The organism is Desulfitobacterium sp. PCE1 (assembly GCF_000384015.1).
Lineage (GTDB): Bacteria > Bacillota > Desulfitobacteriia > Desulfitobacteriales > Desulfitobacteriaceae > Desulfitobacterium > Desulfitobacterium dehalogenans.
This window is the reverse complement of record NZ_KB913023.1, coordinates 627,766-649,769: the sequence shown is the minus strand read 5'-3', so window position 1 is coordinate 649,769 and position 22,004 is coordinate 627,766. Positions and strand designations below refer to the sequence as shown.

At 45.2% G+C, this 22,004-nt stretch carries 17 protein-coding genes; 7 read left to right on the top strand and 10 right to left on the bottom strand.

All coding sequences use genetic code 11. The annotated features are described in order from the left end of the window. Window positions 1-55: 55 nt before the first annotated feature. Complete coding sequence (locus DESPCE1_RS0103210; RefSeq protein WP_019849454.1) at window positions 56-1,222, bottom strand: MFS transporter; 1,167 nt, start codon at window positions 1,220-1,222, stop codon at window positions 56-58. Window positions 1,223-1,529: 307 nt separating this feature from the next. On the opposite strand from DESPCE1_RS0103210, the gene DESPCE1_RS0103205 reads away from it, so the two are divergent. Together DESPCE1_RS0103205 and DESPCE1_RS0103200 are read left to right on the top strand one after the other, a co-directional pair. Next, window positions 1,530-2,801, top strand: coding sequence for a helix-turn-helix domain-containing protein (locus DESPCE1_RS0103205; RefSeq protein WP_172637578.1), 1,272 nt, complete (start codon window positions 1,530-1,532; stop codon window positions 2,799-2,801). Window positions 2,802-2,955: 154 nt separating this feature from the next. Then, window positions 2,956-3,300: a cupin domain-containing protein gene (locus DESPCE1_RS0103200; RefSeq protein ID WP_014792600.1), complete on the top strand. Its 345-nt coding sequence runs from the start codon at window positions 2,956-2,958 to the stop codon at window positions 3,298-3,300. A 51-nt stretch (window positions 3,301-3,351) separates the two neighbouring features. On the opposite strand, the gene DESPCE1_RS0103195 is transcribed toward DESPCE1_RS0103200, so the two are convergent. Continuing rightward, window positions 3,352-5,139, bottom strand: coding sequence for a cell wall-binding repeat-containing protein (locus DESPCE1_RS0103195; protein WP_019849452.1), 1,788 nt, complete (start codon window positions 5,137-5,139; stop codon window positions 3,352-3,354). Between the two features lie 371 nt (window positions 5,140-5,510). Between DESPCE1_RS0103195 and DESPCE1_RS0103190 the strand changes: the two genes are divergently transcribed. Genes DESPCE1_RS0103190 through DESPCE1_RS0103180 form a run of 3 tightly spaced genes read left to right on the top strand, consistent with a single transcriptional unit; the run spans window position 5,511 to window position 7,203 of the window. Then, window positions 5,511-6,353 (top strand): SPFH domain-containing protein, encoded by an 843-nt coding sequence (locus DESPCE1_RS0103190; protein WP_019849451.1) that lies wholly within the window; start codon window positions 5,511-5,513, stop codon window positions 6,351-6,353. Window positions 6,354-6,378: 25 nt separating this feature from the next. After that, window positions 6,379-6,564 (top strand): hypothetical protein, encoded by a 186-nt coding sequence (locus DESPCE1_RS0103185; RefSeq protein WP_014792597.1) that lies wholly within the window; start codon window positions 6,379-6,381, stop codon window positions 6,562-6,564. Window positions 6,565-6,567: 3 nt separating this feature from the next. After that, on the top strand, window positions 6,568-7,203 hold the full coding sequence (locus DESPCE1_RS0103180) for a GPP34 family phosphoprotein (RefSeq protein ID WP_019849449.1): 636 nt from the start codon (window positions 6,568-6,570) through the stop codon (window positions 7,201-7,203). 93 nt (window positions 7,204-7,296) lie between these two features. Here the strand turns inward: DESPCE1_RS0103180 and DESPCE1_RS0103175 are convergent, their stop codons facing one another. The 5 genes from DESPCE1_RS0103175 to DESPCE1_RS0103155 all read right to left on the bottom strand — a co-directional run bounded on the left by DESPCE1_RS0103175 (window position 7,297) and on the right by DESPCE1_RS0103155 (window position 13,160). Further along, window positions 7,297-8,235: an MBL fold metallo-hydrolase gene (locus DESPCE1_RS0103175; RefSeq protein WP_014792595.1), complete on the bottom strand. Its 939-nt coding sequence runs from the start codon at window positions 8,233-8,235 to the stop codon at window positions 7,297-7,299. 142 nt (window positions 8,236-8,377) lie between these two features. After that, on the bottom strand, window positions 8,378-10,078 hold the full coding sequence (locus DESPCE1_RS0103170) for an FAD-dependent oxidoreductase (protein ID WP_019849448.1): 1,701 nt from the start codon (window positions 10,076-10,078) through the stop codon (window positions 8,378-8,380). Window positions 10,079-10,108: 30 nt separating this feature from the next. Continuing rightward, a complete protein-coding gene (locus DESPCE1_RS0103165; RefSeq protein ID WP_019849447.1) occupies window positions 10,109-10,489 on the bottom strand; it encodes a hypothetical protein in 381 nt (126 codons plus the stop codon). Window positions 10,490-10,739: 250 nt separating this feature from the next. After that, window positions 10,740-12,596, bottom strand: coding sequence for a helix-turn-helix transcriptional regulator (locus DESPCE1_RS0103160; protein WP_019849446.1), 1,857 nt, complete (start codon window positions 12,594-12,596; stop codon window positions 10,740-10,742). A gap of 48 nt (window positions 12,597-12,644) precedes the next feature. Continuing rightward, complete coding sequence (locus tag DESPCE1_RS0103155) at window positions 12,645-13,160, bottom strand: TetR/AcrR family transcriptional regulator (protein WP_014792591.1); 516 nt, start codon at window positions 13,158-13,160, stop codon at window positions 12,645-12,647. Between the two features lie 274 nt (window positions 13,161-13,434). Here DESPCE1_RS0103155 and DESPCE1_RS0103150 point away from each other — a divergent pair, with 274 nt between their 5' ends. Beyond that, window positions 13,435-15,057 carry an FAD-dependent oxidoreductase gene (locus DESPCE1_RS0103150; RefSeq protein WP_019849445.1) on the top strand — a complete coding sequence of 541 codons (1,623 nt, stop codon included), beginning with the start codon at window positions 13,435-13,437 and terminating at the stop codon, window positions 15,055-15,057. A gap of 174 nt (window positions 15,058-15,231) precedes the next feature. Here DESPCE1_RS0103150 and DESPCE1_RS0103145 read toward each other — a convergent pair whose 3' ends face one another. Continuing rightward, window positions 15,232-15,912 carry a response regulator transcription factor gene (locus tag DESPCE1_RS0103145; protein ID WP_014792589.1) on the bottom strand — a complete coding sequence of 227 codons (681 nt, stop codon included), beginning with the start codon at window positions 15,910-15,912 and terminating at the stop codon, window positions 15,232-15,234. Between the two features lie 101 nt (window positions 15,913-16,013). On the opposite strand from DESPCE1_RS0103145, the gene DESPCE1_RS0103140 reads away from it, so the two are divergent. After that, on the top strand, window positions 16,014-17,870 hold the full coding sequence (locus tag DESPCE1_RS0103140; RefSeq protein ID WP_019849444.1) for a sensor histidine kinase KdpD: 1,857 nt from the start codon (window positions 16,014-16,016) through the stop codon (window positions 17,868-17,870). A gap of 118 nt (window positions 17,871-17,988) precedes the next feature. Here DESPCE1_RS0103140 and DESPCE1_RS0103135 read toward each other — a convergent pair whose 3' ends face one another. Both DESPCE1_RS0103135 and DESPCE1_RS0103130 read right to left on the bottom strand, forming a co-directional pair. Further along, window positions 17,989-19,764, bottom strand: a complete 1,776-nt coding sequence (locus DESPCE1_RS0103135; RefSeq protein WP_019849443.1) for an FAD-binding protein — start codon at window positions 19,762-19,764, stop codon at window positions 17,989-17,991. Between the two features lie 143 nt (window positions 19,765-19,907). After that, the gene (locus tag DESPCE1_RS0103130) at window positions 19,908-21,908 is read right to left on the bottom strand and encodes a methyl-accepting chemotaxis protein (protein ID WP_014792586.1); all 2,001 of its coding nucleotides are present in this window, start codon (window positions 21,906-21,908) and stop codon (window positions 19,908-19,910) included. Window positions 21,909-22,004: the final 96 nt, after the last annotated feature.

Genomic DNA, 22,004 nt, shown 5'->3' with positions numbered 1-22,004 from the left:
TTTCTATTTCTCTATAGAATTTTTTAATCTTATAAAAAGCATCTCTTCCAGCGGTTTAGCGGGCGGACACATTGCTTGGACTTGCTTTCCTCGTAACCATCGCTTCAACCAAAACAAAGGCAGCCATGAGCAAGCTGGCGACCATCCCCACCAAAAAAGAATCTCTGCCGATCTGAAGTCCGAAGAGCTTGCTGACTCCGTCATAAACATAGGGCTGGATAAAGCCGCCAATATTCATAGCGCTGACACCGATGGAGATGGCTAAAGCCACCAAAGGAGGGGGAACTGTGATAGAAAGCTTAACCCAATAAGAGGGTACAAGGACTCCCATGGACAGACCGATGATCGTCGTCGCTACAAAGAACTGTGCAAGGGTATAGGAGGTATAACCTATACCAAAGCCAATTCCGAAAAGAAGGAAAAGCAGGGTGAAGGTATAATCCTTTAACACTCTCATGACTTTTCCAGCCAGGAAACCTCCGATGAGACCACCGACGGTCATAAGAGTTAAGGCTACACCAATAGAAGATGCATCTGCAATCTTTTCCCCATCAAGCATCACCGCTGCATTGTTGGTGAGAATAAATAAAATCATTTGAAAAGCGAATAAGGCTACGAAACAGGGATAAACTCTACTGGGCATTTTTAATCTTTCACCCTTGGGAGCTACTTTTCGCTGAGGTTCCGGAAGGGCCAGATGGACGGCCAGGAAGATGAGAACCCCAAGCAGGTAGGCGTAAAAGGCATAATTCCAACCAAAGGAGCCAAGGAACCCTCCAGCCATCTGGTACATAATACCGCCGATGCTGGTAAAAGCCGACTGGAATCCCATCATAGTCTCTCTTTCGTGTCCGTCAAAAAAGTCGGAGATCAAATCTGCTGCCATAGGCATGAGAAAACCAAGACCAATCCCCAGTAGACACCGCATGGCCAAAATCAAGGAGAAATGGGTCATGAAGGCCGGCAAAAACCCTCCCAGGACAAAACAGAGAGATGCAAAAGCGAAAAGGGCCTTTTTGGGAAAGTATTGAGTTAATTTTCCATAAATCGGTGCAAAAAACACAATGAACAACGAGGGCAGACCGGAAATCAACATAACTGTAGTGGGATCAATATCAGGAAAAGCTTTCATGATATCGGCTAATACCGGATTGGTGACCATAGCACCCATCCCCATAGCACTCACAGCGAGCACCCCAAATTTTAACTTACCTTTACTCATAATTGACCTCCCGCATTAGTGCTTGGAAACTATATTCTTTAAGGCAAAGAAAACCCGGCTTCGCCGTGCCTTTGACCTATACCTCCAATGAGGAGAAGTCGCTGGTTGCCCTTGTGCACCCGCAGACTTATACTTTCTGATATGTTAAACTAAGGGTAACTCTGGTTTTCGAGAGCTGCCCCTTGCGCACAAATAGCCCTTCATTAATTCTCCTTTCTACTGTCTTTGACCTGTGGGAAGTTATCTGTTTTTTTACAGATTAGACTGTGCATATTGCATAGTCTAAAAGTTTCAAAAATAGGGAGGCATGGCTATGGAAACCTGTTCTGTTCATGGACAAACGTCATTATCACTGAAGTTATTGGAGACATTGTATTCCGAATCATCTCTTCAGTCTCTTGTCGCCATCGGTTATGAACTACTCCAGAACCCCTTTTCCATTATGGATCTGCGCTCGAATGTCCTGGCCATAACGGGGGAGTCCCCCGTAGAAGATGACCCTGTATGGAATGAGACCGTCCATACGGAAAGCCATTCTCTACAGACCTTTTCCTACTATGTTGATAATAAACTGATAGAAAAAATCGCTGAAAGCGAGCACCCATTTTTCTGGTCAGATGCCTATTCCAAATATCCTCGCATCATAGGAAAAATTAAGATTGACGGAAAACACATCGCTCACATCATTGTCTGTGCTCACCAGAGAGACTTTAACGTGAGGGACTTGGATGTGGTCTCTCTTCTATGTCAAGCAGTATCTATAGAGTTACAAAAAAACAAGTACACCACCTATTCCCAAGAGCTATCCCACGAGGCCTTCCTCTACGATTTGCTGGAAGGGATACCTAAGAACCCGAAGCGTATGGATGAACAGCTGAAGCGAGTTGGCTTGACGTTAAAAAGCATTTTCTGCGTTATAACTATTGACATTAGTAATTGGGATAAGACCATCTCTACCCTTCCCTATCTAAAGGATGAATTGGAGCTGCATTTGAATCATGCTAAGGGAGTCATTCATAACCGCAAAATTGTTCTCATCGCCAGCTTTGAGAGTGAGAAGCATTTTTTCGAAACAGAGCTCAAGGGGTTAAGGCAGTTCATCTCAGCCTATAACTTGGAAGCGGGCATCAGCCGTCCTTTTTACAATCTTAAAGAGCTGCGGTACTTTTATCTGGAGTCCATAGAGGCTCTTAAAATAGGCAAACTTATCCACACCGACCGCTCTATTTTCCAATACGAGGATTATGTTATCTTCCACCTGATCATTAACTTTACAAAGGATGATGAGGATCTCTATAGTCTCTATAAGCTCATCCATCCCGGCATCATAAAACTCATGGATTACGATAAACAAAATAACAGCGAGTACGCCTACAGCCTTTATACCTATATCTACAACTTCAAAAACACTACTTCTTCTGCGGCCTCACTTAATATTCATCGGAATTCTTTTTTCAATCGTATGGAAAAAGTCGAAAAGCTAACAAATATGGATTTAAGCCATAGTTACACCCTTCATTATCTCTACTTATCTTTTAAGATTTTGGAATTATTAAACATCTCAATGCCCCGCATTTAACTTTCAGAGAAAGCCCTTCACCTAAGAATGTTGCAGAGAAATGGGCTTTACACCTGTGCCTGAGTGTTTGTATACTAGATTCAGTGCAGCGTTACATTGCATTCGTTGCAAAGAGTTATGCTATAGTAAGCAGACCTGATAAGGAGGACCTGTGATGATTAGAAAAACTATTGACGAAACAGTCCATAATGCTCGGGGTGGTGAAGGAAGTGTGGTATTCTCCCACATCCTGACTAAGGAAGAATTAATGGGGCACGCTAATGTCTATGCCAAAGTCACGGTAAAACCCCATAGCAGCATTGGTTATCACCAGCATGTCGGCAACACTGAGCCCTATTATATCCTTTCCGGAAAAGGAATCTTCACCGATAACGACGGGACACGCAGCGAAGTGGGTCCTGGAGATGTATGCGTTATCAAAGTAGGGGAAAGCCACGGCTTGGAAAATAACACCGATGAAGATCTGGTCATGATAGCCCTCATCATCAATGAAGGCTAATGATCACAAAAGCTGGCATTGCTCAATGAAGCAATGCCAGCTTTCTTTATCTTAATAGATCTTTATGGTCAAGGTCCCCCCCTCTACCAATGTCCGAAGGATAATATCTTCTTTGGTAGTGTTCTTGAATTTAAAATCCAGGACTGAATAGAATACGGTGGCATCTTGTCCCGGAGGTACATAACCAACCGGCAGGGAATGATGATGCCTTTCCACGATTTCTAAATGAGCCAGATTGGTGGCATTAAAAAGTGTGGATGAAACCTGACATATTCCTCCGCCAATGCCCGGTATGAAACTATTCCCTTCGATAACCACAGCTTCCTTATACCCGGCTGCAATGGTCCTCTCGCCTACTGTCTCGTTGAAGGAGAAGATTTCTCCCGGTGCTATGCGTGTACCGTTGATAGCCTCTGTAGCCAAGCGAATATTTTCAGTACGGTTCACTTCATTGACATTAAAGCGGGTAGAAAATTCGGCCAGGGGCAGAGGTTCACTCACCGTAAGACTCAGTTTGACGAGCTTTTCATATCCCTCCACTCTTCCTTCCAGAACCTTTAATCCCATAGTCCGGGTGTCGATGACGGTCTCATTCCACCGGACAGGCAGATTCACCCCATCGCCATTATAAAGATATGCTCGAACCGTCGCCGGTAAGGAATACTCCTTCCCTTGTACCACTGTGGCTTCGATCTCAGGTATCAAATGGATATCTATGGCTCTCACCGACCCTGAGAGCAGATCTGCAGCGCTTTTCAGGATCGCATCGGGCACTGCACCCTTGCCCCCAAAAGAAATAAGGTCCGGCTTCATTTCGTTGCGGGAAAGGGCTTCCAGGTAATGGGCCGTAGCTTTCGGCAAGGTAGGAGCCGAGGGATCGATAAAAACGATAGGATCCCCCATCTGAGCGGCAACCACACTGCCTGCTAAAGCATCCGCAAAATTATGACCAGTGGTGAGATATAAAGTTGACGGATTGGGGGCAAAGGTCTTCGCTATCACCATGTTGGTATCAAAACGGGATTGCCCTATTAGCCTCTCCACACTGACCTGGGGCAGCAATTGACGGATCTCAGAGAGAACACGATCGGAAACAGCCCCTGTTCCCCCTGTAATATACACCTTTCCCGGTCTCTTTTCCTGAAGAAATTCCTTGATCTTTTGAGGCAGCTCAGCCGGAGGAGATAGCAAAATGGGCCAGCTTTGGTTGGCAGCGAAACTGGAGATACTTAAGGCATCAGCATACTGTTCCCCAGAGGATATGACCACGGTCGAATCATCACTTTCCTTGAGTGTGCCGGCGATTTTATAGGAGGTGTCGTATCTATCCCCGCCTGAGATTCGAACCATGTTAGAAAATCCAAGGTCGATGAATTTCCTCTCAAATTCCCTGCCGATGATACTCTCTCCGCCTATGATATATAGAGTTCCTTGAGGGTCTAAGTTTTGACCGACATAGCCGAAGGCATCCTCAGAGGTTTCAATTTTAGTATCCACTAAAATTATAGGGGCCTTCATTTCATGAGCCATCACACTTGCCGATAGAGCATCGGCATAACCATTCCCGGTGGCAATCACTACATTTTTCACTTTCTCCTGAGAATCTTCCGAAGGATGGCGGTTGTTTTCAAGGTTTATTTTACGACGATAATACTCAGAGATGATCTTAGCGGTCTCATATCTGGTCTCCCCGTAGAGCCTGTATTGGCTTATCTGACGATTTGTCGCCAATTCGGAAAAATTCCCCGGCATCGTGTCTGTCGAGGCTAAAACGGGGCTATTCACTGAGATACAATAGAAAAAGAAAACAATGGCAGCAAGTTTTTTTCTCTTCTTCATGGACTCCACTCCTTCAGCATGCATCCCGAATATTATCTCATAATGGAGAAGTGAAGCCTGTCGAAGGGAGTATTCCGTGCTCAGACTTATTTTTTGGCATTCTGTCTTAAATTCGCTAATGAACCTCTTTCACAGAGATTTATCTCCTAGCCGGGAGAGCGGTCGATCTTTAGCTGCCTTTTCGAATATCTGTACCCTATATTGGATAAACTGTACTATATCATCAGACAATCTGTACTACTTATTGGGATGATTTTAATGTGTTTTTATATTTTTACTCCAAATCTGTTTACATTTCACTATAACAGTGATATCATAGTGGTATCGAAGTAATCTTAAATCATTTTTTCCTTAAAAGGAGGCTATCCGTTATGAAAGAAAAAAAGGCCTGGGTACTCAATGGTTATCTCGCTATGGTTATCGTTTTAGCTTTGCTCATCGGTGGCACAGCCCTTCTCATTCAAACACGATTTATCCTGGGGATCGTTCTTATCTGTATTGGGTTGGTTCTGTCCAGCGGCATCGTTGTGATACAGCCCAATAAATCCTATGTCATTACCTTTTTCGGCAGCTACATTGGAACGATACGCGAACCCGGACTTTGGCTCACCATCCCTTTTTCTATGCGCAAATCCGCTTCCTTGCGAGTTCGTAACTTCAACAGCAAGACTTTAAAGGTCAATGATGTGGAAGGAAATCCTATTGAGATTGCCGCGGTCATTGTTTTTCGGGTCATCGATACAGCCAAAGCCATTTTCGACGTGGATAAGTATGAGCAATTCGTCGAGATTCAAAGCGAGACCGCTCTCCGTCATGTCACCAGCCGTTACCCTTATGACAACTTCCAAAAAGAAGGCTATTCCCTGCGGGGTCATTCTGAAGAAGTAGCCGGAGAGCTCAGTCTGGAACTTCAGGAACGCCTCAAAGTGGCTGGTGTAGAAGTTATGGAAGCCCGCTTGACCCATTTAGCTTATGCTACTGAGATTGCCGGTGCAATGCTCCAGCGTCAACAAGCCAATGCTATTCTGGATGCCCGTCAGATCATTGTTGAGGGCGCCATGGGTATGGTCCGGATGGCCGTGGAACGCCTGGAAAAAGAAAATGTGGTTCAGCTTGATGAAGAGCGTAAAGCCGCGATGATTAACAATCTGCTGGTGACCATCGTCTCTGACCGCTCCGCTCAGCCTGTCATCAATACAGGTACCCTCTACTAATTTAGAATAATCCTGACAGGTGTTGATGTGTATGCCCAAGAAACAATTCGCTTTAAGGTTAGATCCCAAGCTATACACTGCCCTGGAAAAATGGGCAGCCGATGAGTTTAGAAGCGTCAACTCTCATATTGAGTTTCTGCTTCGAGAAGCTACCCGCAAGTCGGGACGCCTTAATAAGGATGGGAAAACACCTGATGAAGGAGGAGATTAATAGATGTTAACCCTCATGGAAGAAGTTCTTCTTATTGCTCTGAATGAAGAAAAGGGTAACTTCTCTTTCACTGCCAGCACCTGCATAGATTACTGTCTTACAGGTGCCATCCTTATGGAGTTAGAGCATCTCAAGCGGATCCGGGTGGATAAAAAGACTGTGGAAGTCTCCGATGCCAGGCCCCTTAATAACCGGCGACTGGAACTTGCCCTTCACCAGATGGATTCCAGCAAACGTCATCGCCCCCCTGACTATTGGATATCCAGGCTTCGCAGTACCCTCAAGGGCTTAAGGAAAGGCATTCTGGAGGAGATGGCGGATAAGGCTCTATTGCGTGAGGAAGAACAGCAAACCTTTATCTTCTTTTCCTCCACTCGTTATCCTGTCCGGGATGAACGGGCAAGAAAGGATATCTTGGATCGGATCCATCGCGTGCTTTTGCGGAGGGAAGACCCAGACCGCCAAACGGCCAAACTCATCGGCTTGCTCTATGCCGGCGGTATCCTCCCCTACCTGGTGGATAAAGGGGATCGAAAAGAAGCCAAAAAACGTGCTAAAGAAGTCACCAAAGATGATATATTGGCTAATGCCGTGAAAAAAGCCGTGCAGGCTACCTACTCCAATCCCGCCTTCTACTAAGATGGGAGCCCAAAGAAAGCAAACTCTTTCCAGCCTTTAAAAAACAGGGGGACGTTCACCGCATATGAAACGTCCCCCTGACTTATTAGACAACTAACTTTTCACCCAAGTGGCCCCAATCTCTTGAAGGGCGATCTTATCCATTTTCCCTGCCATGGCCTGGTTAAAACGCTGAATAGGTTCCTCCATGGGCTCTTGGGAGAGTTTAAAGGTTCCCCAATGCATGGGGAGAATCTTTTTCGCTCCCATTTCCTCGGCCATCTGAATGGCTTGCTCCGGAGTGGCATGACGGGCTTCAAAGGATTTGGGAGAATAAGCGGCAATACCCATAATCGCCAGCTCAATCTCTACTTCCCGCAATTGTTGCTGGAACTTTTCCGTATAACCCGTGTCAGCACCTATAAAGATATTGACACCATTTTTGGAAAGAAGGATGGAGTTAGCCTCCATCTCCTTGTTCCAAGGAAGGCGTGCTCCCCAATGCTCCCCTTCAATGGCTTTGACCTTAAGTCCCCCCGGATATTTTTTTTCGTCACCCCAATGCATCTCATCAATAGTTCTATAGTTCAACCCCTCCCAAAGGGAGCGGGTTCCCTTGGCTGTGACGACTGCGGTATCCGGTGATTGCATAGTCCTAAGGCTGGGGTAGTCAAAATGATCCGTGTGGGCATGGGAACAAATGACCAGATCCACCTTGCCTACCTGTTCAGCCGTTAAAGGGCTGGCCACATAGCGCTTCATACCGATAGTATAATTGCCTAGAGGAGTTAATCCGATTCTTTCGTAAAAAGTCGGATCGATGAGGATTTTTGTACCATAAAAGTTGATTAAAAAACCCGCATGACCAAGCCAGGCCACCGTTAGCTCCTCGTTCTTCCACTTTGCCGGCGTAGGAGTCAGGGTTGGCTTTGCTATTTTTTCCGTAGTATCATTTATATATCCCATATGAGAGGCCAAGGCTAACCCTCCTGCTGCTACAGCTCCCAAGGCGATAAACTTCCGCCGACTGATGCCGTTTTTTGGTGTTTCCATTAAGCTTTACCTCATACAACTCTTGCTATTAAAATTATACAATAGGATCTATAAAAAATACAAAGGAGAGTTGCCCTATCCTTTTCAGGTAGTGTCGCAACTCTCTTTTTATTGCATCTTTCTCTTACATCACTGGCTCTGCTTAGGCTTTTGTCGCTGCATCCAGTCCGGCCAGGTATCCGAAGATAACTCCGCCGGCTACAGGGTTGCCAGGGCCATGATAGGTAATTCCGGGGCCGCCTAATCCTGCAGCATTGCCGGCGGCATAGAGACCGGGGATAACATTGCCATGGACATCGATAACTTGTGCTTTAGCATTAATCCGTGCTCCGCCACAGGTTCCGCAATTGCCCGAGTGAATCTGAATGCCATAGTAGGGACCTTTGGCCAGAGGAGCCAAGGTGCAGGCAGGGTTCTCAGGATCTGCCTGGGCCATAGCATAGTCACCGGAGGCAAACCGATCGAAATAACTTTCTCCACGGTGGAAATGGGGATCTGTGGGAGGAGTCTGGGAAGCATATTTATTGAATTCAGCTACAGTAGCTTCTAAACCTTTGGCATCGATGCCTAGTTTCTGTGCCAGTTCCGCCAAAGTATCTCCCTTGGTGATAAAATCAGGAACATTATCCCCTTTAGCACCGGCGATACCGTACTTGCTCCATTGAACTGAGTCGGCGATGACAAAGGCCGGTAAATTGCGCCAACGATTCTCCCCAAAAGTGTCTCTCTCATAGAAAGGATAAGCGGAAGTATCATAATCACAGGCTTCGTTCATAAAACGCTTGCCCTCTTTATTAACAACGATCGTGCCAGGCTTTCCTCTCCAGAGGAACCAATCGCCAATAATCGTTTTCCAGGTGCTTTTTTTGTAATCTTTGGCGTTTTGACGATAGTTAGCCACTTCGTCTTCCCAGCCGGGGAGCAAATAAACCATTAACCCCCAGGATTCGTTCATATTGCGCAGATCGGCACCGGCCTCCATAGCCATTCTTAAGCCGTCGCCGCAGCCATAGACCCCCCCGCCACTGCCGGGATTAAAGACCACGGATGCATCCACCGGGCCTCTTTGGTAGGTTTTGAGCAGATCTTTATCCCATTCAAAACCGCCTGTAGCCAGAACGACCCCTTTGTTGGCTTTGACACGAATTTCTTTGCCATCTTGGTAAGCAGTAACGCCGATGATTTTGCCGGAATCATCCTTAATGAGCTTTTTGGCATGAGTATTTAGGGCAAATTGTACCCCTTTAGCAAGAGAGTAATCGTAAAGGGCAGCCATTAAAGCTTCTCCGGACCCTTTGCCATCGTAGGACGGACTGATACTGCGACCCAGTCTCTTTCCTCCCGGCCATTCCGGATGATAATCAGGATAGCCGAACTTGAATTCGATTTGCAATTTGTTCATAAGAAACTCAACAATTTGGGGGCCATTTTCGAGGTAAGCATTGATGAGTTCTTCATCAACCTGACCATCATTGCCTTTCATAATATACTGGCGGCCTTCCTCGATGGAATCCGGGATTCCCTCTTTTTTCTGCATAGGATTGGCAGGCACCCATAAAGCTCCGCCAGATACCCGGGTCGTTCCTCCTGGAATAGGCAAAGATTCCAAAACCAATACCGAGGCTCCGGCCTCTGCTGCGGAAACGGCAGCTCCACCGCCGGCACAACCAAATCCTATTACGACAACATCCGCTTCAGCATCCCAGTTTTCCGTAGTAGTCGGTGCTTGGGGTGCTGCGGACTGAGTACTGCACCCTGTCAAAAGGCCTGCTCCCGCTGCCACTGCAGTAGCTAACCCGCCGATCATAAATTTACGACGGCTTACATTTAAACTATCGCTCATCAAAGAGTCACTCCCTCATTACTATTGCGATTATTTTTGAAATGCCTCATCATATTTTCTTTCAATTTTTACCGGGGATTGAGCTTGAACCCAAGTCCAAAGATCATCCCAAGCTGCTGCCGGAGCGATGGTCAGATTACCCGTCAGTGTACTCTGATATTGAGTAAGAATAGGATTTTCTTCTGTTTTACCTTCTCCCTCTATTCCCTCATTATCACTTGTGCCATCGGGATGGATCTCACCGCCTTTACCATCTCCTTTACGTCCGTCTTCATGGCAGGGCGTGCAGGTAACCTGATCCTCACTCATGGAGACAAAGGCATTGGTTTCTGTCGTTGTGCTCACAATCACGACAACAGCAAATGCAAGCAGCAAAAATACCCGTTTAGCCCACTTCATACCTTTTTCCAATCTTCTCACCTCCTCCTTGAGTGCACTTTCACATCAAAAGTGGCCCCATTCCTCCTTTGTTCTATGACCATGACCATTATATATGAAGCCTGTCCGCAGATGCGCAGACAGGCTTCATATCATTCTCCTTATTATGTTTAAGGGAGCATAGCCTTTGATATGTGAGGAATCGAAGGTATTCTGAGTATGGATAGGGTAGAGTCTTGATAAGGATAGGGTAGAGTAAAAATTAACATAAGGTAGAGTTTGCTCAAAAAGATGCCGTCGCGAACCATTGCTGAATTTTTCGAGCTGTTTGGAAGTCAGGATTTCTTCGACCCAACTCCAGCTTCGAGACCGTGGTTTGATCGATACCAATGGCTTCCGCTGCCTGCATCTGGGTCAGCCTTCTTCTTAGGCGTTCCTTCCTTAATTGCTCACCAAGGTTATTTAAGGATCCTGCTAATTTAGGCGGTTTAGTGGGTTTTGTCGCTGATTTAATCTTAGCGTATTGATCGATTATAGTCTGAGGAGGTTCCACCACCAATTTTAACTCCAGCCAGTCCAGCCCATTCTTATAGATCCGATCATATTGCCAACCGGCGATAATCTCCTTATCTTTGAGAGTATCCATCATCTTTTCAAATCGCTCGATTATTTTGGCTGAGCGTGACCTTTGATATTCCAGACGTATGGCATTAAGCAAGGTAGGGATGCGAATCGGTTCCAAATAATGTCCCCGGGATTGCCGGCTTCTCCATAACCAGGAGAAATAGCGGGCTGCCCGTTTCTCGTAAGCCTGGCGGTAAGGGTCCAGTTCAAAAACTCTTTTGGAAAGGATGGAGGTTTGCCTCTTCCCTTTCCGCAAATCGCGAACTAAAGGATTACCTGGCCGCACCTCCCATTTAAAATCCCCTTTGCTTCCTGTGTCCTGTAAATCCTTGCTTTTAGAAATAATAAAGGCTTTTTCTTCTAAGGTAAAGGAGCTGATCCCAGTGGGATTAATCCAGAGTTGATCTAATAAATCCATGTGGGCGGCAATACGTTCCCGCCACTCAGCTTTATATCCTCCTCTTTGTCCATGACCATTTTTCTGCCTGCGCAACCCTCGGAGATCGAGAATATCATCTGCATGAATCACGATTTTTTCTTGAAGGGATGTGGATTTCTTGAGCCAGAGGTGGCAGATTGAATCCATGACATCAGCTGTCTCGTCATTCATTCCTTTTATCAAGTCTTGACAAGGTTTAATGAGTGAATCATTCTCCCTTTTGAGAATCGCCCTCCCGCTGGAGCTGCCGCTGGGAGTTTCCAGATTTGCACTAAACCAGATCCTATTGTCTTGTATGGCAAATTCCTGTGCTGCTACCACTTTGCGCAGTTGATGGTACATGGCCATACTAAACGTGGTAAGATACGAGGCTTTTTCTTGTATCATTCTCGGTCGGAGGATACTCTGCACCCCCATAACCGGTGCATTTAACCCTAAAAATTCTTCATAAAAAACCAAACTATACCGGGAAGGCTCGAGATACTCTTTTTGCAGGGATTGCATGTAGATATCCACAAAATTTTTGGCATAAATATTAAAGAGACTGTTAAACCGCTCGGCATTTGCATAGCAAAGGGTTTTGGAATAGACCTTTGACCAGGTTCGCTCCGACATACAGGACAGCGTTCTCAACTCAAATTCTTGAGACATGGCCTCCAGTGTCCAGATTACAGAGTGATTCCAATACCATCTCACCGCATCTTCCCACACATTCCCTTGATCAAGAAGATCCATGACAAATCTGCATACATGATTATCCACCCGTTCACTGACATCCGGGCTGAGGCTCAGGTCGCGAATATTCCCGCGATCATCAGTACAATAAATAACATGGGCCTTATGGAGCAAATCCCTATCCATTTCTCCCAGGCGTTGGGTTATGCTGTTCAAATAAGAATTTAAGAGAGCGGACTTAAGGTAGGAGGTGATCATGTCCGGGACTTGAGAAAAGCGTATCCCTGCTGTCCAACTCTTTAAATTACTTGAGTTCAAGGCATATTGAGCCTTCTCCAGCCACTCCTGATTCAATCCTTGTGACCCCAAATAGATCCTGCTAGCATTCGCGAACTCTTTCATAATCTTCCTCCTTATATTGCCCTATTCCAGGGAGGCACGGGGACGATCCTAGGATACCCTTTCAATCACAGAAACCATGTTATGTACAGTGTCGGTCATTTCTTCGATCTTTTCTTCCCTATCGTTAATAATCCATACGATCAATATTTCTACACACAATCCCACACTAGCCTTTTGCAGGAAAGAAGATATTCCTTTATTCGTCATCATGGCTGTAAAGACTTCGAGAATGTGACTGGATATGGTTTCTCTGAGAAACTCCGTCTTACTAGACTGAATCAAAGCATAGATAAGCTCACTATGGCTTGTATAATACTGATAAAATCTACGCAAATAAACCTTTTTATCATCTTCGTCATCCAAGTGGGCATTGTCATCATTAAAAGGTTGGAGGTAATCCCGAAGGACATCCATAGGCTGTGTATAATACCGGTAAAAGGTTGAACGGGACACTCCAGCTTTTAGCACTAATTCTTTTACAGTGATGTCCTCTAAATCTTTCTCTTTCATCAGTCGCATTACAGCAGTATATAGACAATCTTGGGCAAAGCTCTTTCTCAGCACGGGACATTTTCCCCCTTTATGTCTCATTTAACTGATAACATATTGAATGACTAGAGTCAGAATGTTAAGGTAATATCAGAAACCTGTGATAATAATAACAAATTACTCTATTTATGGAAAGGGGGATTATTCAACAATTGTATATACTCTGATCTATCAGCACTATACTTTTACAACTAGAGGATCGCTAAGAGGAAGGGTCAGTTGATTAGTCTTTTTCCGCTTGTGTTAGTGAAGGAAATTACAAGAAGATAAATAAGGAGTGGATAATTTCATGACGACTTCAAATAGTTCGAAGGGGATCTCTCGTAAAGATTTTATCAAGGGCGCGGCTTTTAGTATTGCTGGTATAGCAACCATAGGCTTAGCCGGTTGTTCCACCGACACTTCCAAGAGTAACCCACCGGCACCGGCAGAGGGTATGGCTTGGGACCACGAGACGGATGTAGTGGTGGTGGGCTTTGGTGGTGCGGGAGGAGCGGCAGCTTGGGAAGCAGGTACAGCAGGATCCGAAGTCATCGTTCTCGAATTGGCTAAAGCGGCCGGCGGAAGTACTAATATCTGCGGCGGCCTCGTCACCATCGGTGGAGGTAATGCTCTGCAGAAAGCAGCCGGCTTTGAAGACAGCCCAGAGAACTTCTACAACTATTTAATAGCGGCATTGGGTACGGGGGCCGATGAGGACCAGTGCCGTATCTTTGCTGAACAAAGCCCGGATATGTACACCTGGCTTACGGAAAAGATTGGCGTAAAGTTCAATCCCGGTGTCAACCCCCTCTGGCCCGAAACTCCTAATCCTACAGCCGGTTTAACCTGTACGGGGGACGAGTACCATATGGATTATGCTGCCGTGAGCAAAGCCGTACACCGTACAGGCTGGGTAGACAGCGAAACCCGGCCGGGGGGAAGAGACGGATCCGGTTTCTTCCAGCCTTTACTACGTGCTGTGGAAGCTCTTCCCAAGGTTAAGATTATGTACGAAACAGCGGGAGAGCAATTGGTCTATGATCATGATAAAAAACGGGTTCTTGGTATCAAGGCTAAGCAAGGGGATAAGACCCTCTCCATCAAAGCTCGCAAAGCAGTCGTTCTTACCGCCGGCGGCTTTGCCAAGAACGAAGATATGGTGAGAACCCACTGCCCAGCATTCAATGGGGTGTATGCTCTGGGAACCGCCGGGGATAACGGTGTAGGTATCAAAATGGGGCAGACCTTGGGGGCAGCTTTACAAAACATGCACATGGCCTTTTCCACCAGTACGGCCTATGCCTACACCACCCAGGAAGGCTGTGCAGGCGGCCCCCTCTCTCAGGGCATCATTGTCAATCAATTTGGCTCACGTTTCGTCGCGGAAGATCATTACCATTCTTGGGTAGCAGAATATATGCTCCAAAATCACAGACCGCAGAAGCATCTTCCCAGCTATCTCATCTTCGATGCCAAAATGCACGATACCTTGTCGGAGAAATCCAAAGAAAGCCTGGAAAAGGCCAAGGTCACTAAAGCCAATAGTATCGAAGAGCTGGCCAAAGCCCTGGGTACTTCTGAAGGCGTGTTGGAAAATACCGTGCAATTCTACAATTCTAAAGCAGCTGAGGGAAAGGATCCTTTACTTAATAAACAGAGCAAATTCATCAAGCCGATTGCCACCGCTCCCTTCTATGCTCTGGAAATCGTCCCCACGAGCATGTTCACCGTAGGCGGATTACGGATCAACACCAAGGCCCAAGTTCTCTCCACTGAGACCGGTGCACCTATAGCCGGACTCTACTCAGCCGGGCGGAATGCCGCCAATGTTATCGCTCAGCAATACGGCGGAAGCGGCACCAGTGTGGCCACTTGCTTTGTCTTTGGCAGGATTGCCGGGCAAAATGCTGCGGCTGAAGCTGCTGTTTAAACTCAAAAGGAGAGTCCATTCATGGGGCCACGGGGACAGGTCAACTGGTACTATACTATCAAACACTAGACACTAAATGATTGATGGGACTGATTCCTATTTTGCATAGGTTCAGTCCCAATTTTCATCTTCCGATACATATTGACTATGAAGCAAAAAAATGTACTAATAAGATTAGTCATTAAACATATAGCCAATTTTACGCACAGTCTTAATGTATTTGGGCTTTAAGGGATCCTCTTCAATCTTTTTTCGTAGGTTACTAACATGGACACATACTGTTCGCACATCCCCGTAACTGGGACGCTGCCATATGAAGTAATAGATTTCTTCCAGCTCTAAGACAATCCCTTTGTTTCTCATCAAGAAGTAAAGAATTTGAAATTCCGTTGGGGATAGATACACCCTATCGTTTCCCTTTTGAACGGTATGGGTATTGGTATTAAGAGCCAGCTCCCCACTATAGAGCATGTCCTCAACGCGAGGATTACTCCGTTGCATACGCCTTAAATTCGCTTCAATACGAGCCAGCAAAACCGGGCACTTAAATGGCTTAACCAAATAATCATCGCCACCCAGACGCAAGGCCTTAACAATGGTTTCCTCATCATCAAGACAGCTAATGAATATGATTGGACAATAGAGTCTTCGCCGGAGTTGAGCACAGATTTCCATGCCATCCATTCCCGGTAAACGAATATCAAGCAAAATTGCACCGACCTGCTCATTGGCTGCGCTCAACGCCTCCTGGGCATTTTTCACCCATTGAACGTGATATTCTTGGTTTTTCGCAAGATAAAACTGAATGATCTCGGCAATCGTAGGATCATCTTCAACTAGCAAAATGCGATGCATGGATATCACCTTCTTATAGTATTCCGTCCTGATAGTCTTTCCAAGACGATTGTGAAACTTTATATTTGTACTTCAGCCTTATTTTAATGGAGGTTTCTCCTATGCGCAAGTTCACCCTTCCTTTGGTCATGTTCGTCATGATTTTTATGCTATCCTTTCTGGTCCCAGGCTATCTAACCAGCCAAACTCCAATATTCTACTCGGGTTCAGTTATTCCTGAGGATATAGCAGAACGCAGTTACATCGTTTCTAGCCCGAAGAATCAACCGATCGAGGAAAGCCAACTTTCCCTTCATCTTCACATACCCAAAGAAGTACCTGAACTCGTTCTGGTGTTCTCCGATTTTAAATCCGTGCAAGTACATATGGATGGTGCCCTTACCTATTCTTATGATAGCCATACTTTCTACCAAAGAGTGCACCAAATCCCTCTACCCAGGGACAACGTGGATGAAGATAAAACTTTAAACATAGACCTTGATCTTCAACTCCCTCGCCATTCCTTTGCAACCAAGATTATGCTGGCCACGCATGAAAACGCCGAGAAAGATATGTTATTGGCTTATGGGTTGAGCATGCTCACCTTAGGTATCTATCTACTCATCGTTATCTACAGTCTATCCCTCTATATCAAAAAGCCCAGCGAAAAATATCTGCTCCTGCTTATGGCACTGGCATTGACTGCTCTAATCTCCGCTTTATCCAATTCGAATTTTATTCTTTTAGAATTTCGTTCTCTGACGGATTTGGTACGAATATTTCGCATCGTCTTTTCTGTTGCACTCTGCTTTGTGCTAATGGATATTCACCTTCCTGGGAAGTGGAATCTGCTGGTACGAGGGCCGGGAATCACTGCCCTTACTTTTATGCTGATTCTCCTCAATTCCTTGGGGCTAAACAATTTGTTTGAGCATATAGCCTATTCCCTCGCTCTGCCCTCCGCTTATGCGGTTATAGCCGGCTGTGCGAAGAAGAGACCGGATGCCTACATCCTACTCATCGGGACTGCCATACGCGAAGGCTTACGTGTCTTTTTCCGCTTTGTGGAGCTTGGTTACTTTCTTCCTGCCATATCCATGTTTTATTACTATATCCCCCAATTCAGCGGCATGATCTTTGCCTTTTCATGTATGTTTGTGATTAATAGCCGATTCGCTCGAAAATTTGACGAGGTAGATAAACTGGTGGTTAAACTCGAAGAAGCAAATGCCCACTTGGACGCCAAAGTCTTGCTTCGTACTCAGGAACTCGAAAAGGCTAACCAAAAAATACTGGAAGAGCAAAGAAAAAAGCACAGTATGACTGCTAACATTTTTCATGATCTGCGCACTCCCATCTTTAATGCCCAAGGTTCAGCAGAAATGATAGAGCTCTCTGACGAAAGAAATGCAGCCACACTCACTGTTCTCAAAAATCAACTGGATTATCTCGGTCGCCTAACAGAAGACTTACTCCTCATTTCCAAGTTGGAGGAAGGAGGCATTACCTTTAATCAATTTCGTGTGCGATTGGATTCTCTTTGCGCTACCGTCCTCGAAGGTTCCCAGACTATGGCTCAGCGGAAAGGCATTGCATTATCCAGCCAAATCGAAAAGGATGTCTGCGTTACAGGAGATGCCTTTCGTCTCAAGCAAGTGCTGGAAAACCTTATGTCAAATGCTTTAAAATTTACTTCCGAAAACGGATCAATAACCCTTATCCTTCGTAGTGAAGGGCCAAATGCCGTCATTGAAATCTGCGACACAGGCCTTGGCATCGATTCAGAGGATTTGCCCAAAATCTTTGGTCGCTATTATTACAGCAAACAAGGGAGCAACATTGAATCCTCAGGTCTGGGCCTTTCCATCGCTTTCGAAATCGTGAAAGCCCACCAGGGTGAGATCCGTGTGGAGAGTGAGGCGGACAAAGGCTCGACTTTCATCGTGATACTACCCCTGGAACAAGTCGAAGGACATTAGTGAAACAAAACCTCTAAAACTATTTACGATAGTTTTAGAGGTTTCATCGTCTATAGAGATTGTTTATGTGCATTTTATCTTAGTTAGTTAAAGTGATTCCTATTTTCCCTTGCAAAGATTACTTAATATCTGTTGCAGCCTGTTCCCCTACTACATCACCGAATACAACAGCAACAATGAGTGCGTATCCAACTTCTCCAGCAGCGGCACCATGACCGGAAGTTGCTCCTGCGGCATAGAGGCCCGGAATGACTTTACCTTCTGTACTGATGACATGTCCAGTCTCATCCACTTTAATCCCACCGTAAGTGCTTTGCATAGAAGGTGTGACTAAAGCAGCATAGTATTTGGGCTTATCAATGGGATCAGAAATTTTCCGGCCAAATTCCTTATCCTCACCATTAATTGTATAAGATTGGTAATCCTTCATCGTCTTAAGGAAGTTTTCTTTATTGACATCGATCTTATCAGCTAATCCTTCAAGAGTATCAGCAGAGATGAAATAACCGGAATCGTTGTATCCCTTCATTAGCTTGAGATCTTCAATGACAGTTTGGTCGAAGATAGCGTAGGCTTCATGACCCTTCTGCATCATCATTTGCTCAGACTTGTAGTTAATGGAGCCATGGTCTTCATTGACAAAGCGTTTGCCATCATGATTAACCAGCACGGTATGGTTGTTAATTGCCGTGAGAGATACCGCTGACCCATCCTCTAAAACATGAGCAAGATAATTGGCTTTGACTTGATCCATATTATAAAGGGCTGCACCGACCTTTTCGGCCATGATGATTCCATCACCGGTCAAAGAAGCAGAGCCCGTGGTGGGTCGATTAAGCCAGGTGGGATTATACTTGGCGAGGAGTTCCGGATTATTGGAGAAACCACCGGTCGTTACGATGACAGCCTTCGCCTTAATCTTATAATTGCCATCGGGAGTCTCTATTTCGATTCCCGTTGCCTTACCATCTTCCATGATGATTGAGGTAGCCTTAGTGTTTAAGCGATAATCGACTTTCTTTGCGTCCAATTCCTTAGATAAGGCGGCGACAATATGGGTACCCGGTGCACTGCCATCTTTAATTTTGTGTTGGAAGGTATTGGTGATTCTACCGAAGGGTACACCCAAATCGACGAGCCAATCAACCATCGCTCCGCTGCGATCGGCATAGGTCTTCAGGGTGGTCCGATCCGCAGGCATGTTCTTTTGGGTGGCAATACCATCCAATTGTTTGTAGAAATCTTCGGCTGAGCTGTTGGGGATGCTTAATTCCTTTTGAACGCTTGAACCTGCTGCATTAAGCAAAGTAGAAGCCATCATAGTATCGCCACCACCCAGCATACCCATCTTTTCCACGAGGATAACATCTTTACCTAAAGCGGATGCTTTAATGGCGGCAATCATCCCCGCTGCACCGGCACCGACAACCACGATATCTGTCTCAGCATCCTGTACTTGGATCTTTTCCTTTTCGACTCCTTGCATCAACTTGTTAATATCTCCACCCGCTTTGGTCAGCGCTTCTTTAGCAGCTGCCAAAATCGCACCACTGGTCAAGGAAGCTCCGGCAATTGTATCAACCTTTAAGGTTTGCCCTTCCACAATCTTTTGTGGAATCTGTTGAATCGGAGCATCACTTAACATTGCCGTTTCACTATGTTCTAAAACCTTCACAGAAAGAATTCTACTTTCATCTACCGTTACTTCTAATTTTAAGATTCCATTACGTCCAGGAGCTTCAGCCGCATAGGTTCCTGGAGTAAAGCTTAACCCATCGCTTGTTCTTTTTGGAGTTTCCTTTGGTGTATTCGTTGAGCTCGAGCATGCTGTCAGTGTAAATAGCATCGCTAAGCAGATTAACAAAGAAATTATTTTCTTAAATCTCTTGTTCATACAGTTTCCCCCAACCTAATTTGGTTTTCGATTGAGCTCTAATCGAAAATTAATATAAGCACTTGATCACTGTGCTTTAATCATATTGTACATTATTTATCAAAGTAAGTGTTTAAAGATTCGCTAAAGGTTTATGGCTCTCATCATATTTCAAAGCGGGAAATACTCTCGTTAAGGGACTTAGAGTTATCTTTTGCAGACTGGGCCAGTTGGATGACTTCATTGGTCATTTGAGTAATATCCATTGCTTCACCGGCAATATTAGACGCCCCATGTGCCGCATCATTTGAAGCCTGGGAAATCCCCTGAATGGCCTGAACCATATTCTGTACTGATGCCAAAAGTTCTTCTGAGGTTACACTAATCTCATTCATCATAGCATCAATACTGGAAGAACTCTGGCTATACTGTTCGCTGGATTCAACAAGATAGCTATAATCAGCCAGCACTTTCTTATCTACGAATTCTAAGATTTCCCCCGAGCTGACGGTTAAGTCTTTTACAGCCTCTACAATGACTTTCGTGACATCCTGAATTCTCGCGACTGCATTATTGGAGCTCTCAGCCAGTTTACGGATTTCCTCTGCTACCACTGAGAACCCTTTTCCCGCTTCACCGGCTCTGGCGGCTTCTATGGCAGCATTAAGGGCTAATAAATTTGTCTGGGACGTTATGGCCAGGATTGATTCGGACAGTTCATTGATTTGGGATACTATCCCGGATTTTTCGATAGCCTCTTGCAGGTCACCTTTTGTTTTCGTGTAAATTTCCATTGCACTGCTGCTTGAAGACATGGCTTTCTTTTTCATTTCCTCTGCCATAGCTTTTACGGTTCCCACCGTTATCAAGGTTTCCTGAGATTTGGAAGCCACTGTTTCCGCAGCCCCTTCCATTTGCGTCGATGTCGCATTCATCTCTTCTGTTGCCGCTGCCGTTTCCTCTGACCCCGCTGATAATTCCTCCGTAGTGGCCGAGACATTTTCTATGGAATGATTTAGACGCTCCATACTGGCATTGATCGATGAAAGCACTTCATTCATATGAACAGACTTTTCCTTAACTTCTCCCACAATAGTTATGATCGATTCACGCATCGTTTTCATAGCATTGCCAAGGAGTCCTGTTTCATCTTTCATCTTAAGTAGCTTTTCCGAAACCTCTTGGGTAAAATCGCCAGTGGCTACAGTATTCAAATATTCCGAAACCGCTTTCAATGGACTGGAAATTTTAGAAGCAATCCAATAGGTTAAAACTATACCCAGGACAAGAAATACAACGGAGATAAGCAATATGTTCTTTGCCAGTTCATCGACTTTTGCCATTACTTCTGATTTTGGAGCTGTAATGGCAAGAGCCCAGTCCGTCCCCTCTATCGGCATAAATCCCATATATCGGGTAATATTCTGATAAGTATATTCGCCGACTCCCTTTTCTCCCTGGATCATCTTTTCGTGGAGGGCAGCCAAACCTCTCAGAGACTCATCGGCTTTAGCCAGATCGGAGAAATTGGTCATATTCATTACCAAATCCTTGTCCTTATGGGCGACAACGATTCCGCTATTATTAATCATATAAGCTTGTCCGCTTTCCCCAAACTTGATATCATCGGTCATAGCACTTAATTCATTTCCGTCGCGAGTCGCAATCACGACACCCTTTACTTTTCCAGCCTCATCCTTTATCGGCACCGCATATGTAACAATTAAGGCTTTACTCGCTTTCCCTACTACTGGGTCGGAAACAGCGCCCTCCCCTGCCAAAGCCTTTTTAAAATAATTGCGGTCTGCCACTTCTATCACTGATCCGTCGCTTAGAGTTACTTGGCCTTTCAAGTTGCCAATCCCTATTTTCTGATAGCCGCTTCGCTTAATTTCTCGACTTAACTGATTTAACTTTTGTTCTACTGTTAATTGATCATTAATAACAAGATCACTTTCGGCCACTGCCGCCATAGCATTGAGTTGTACGTCTACCCGAGCTTTGATCGTTTTTGCTCCTTCATCTGCTAGTTGCAGCAAGGATTGATCAATGTTATCCGACACTGAATGAGAGGCTGCCGAATAGGATATCATTCCGATACCGGCACAAATAAATAGAATAATAACACCAAAGAATAAAGAAAGTCTCGTTTTGATACTCTTCAAGATATTTCCCCCTATAATATGATTTATTATCAGACGAGGTATGGAATATAAAATTCCATATTTATACCAATTGTACATCTAATTACAAGACAGAAG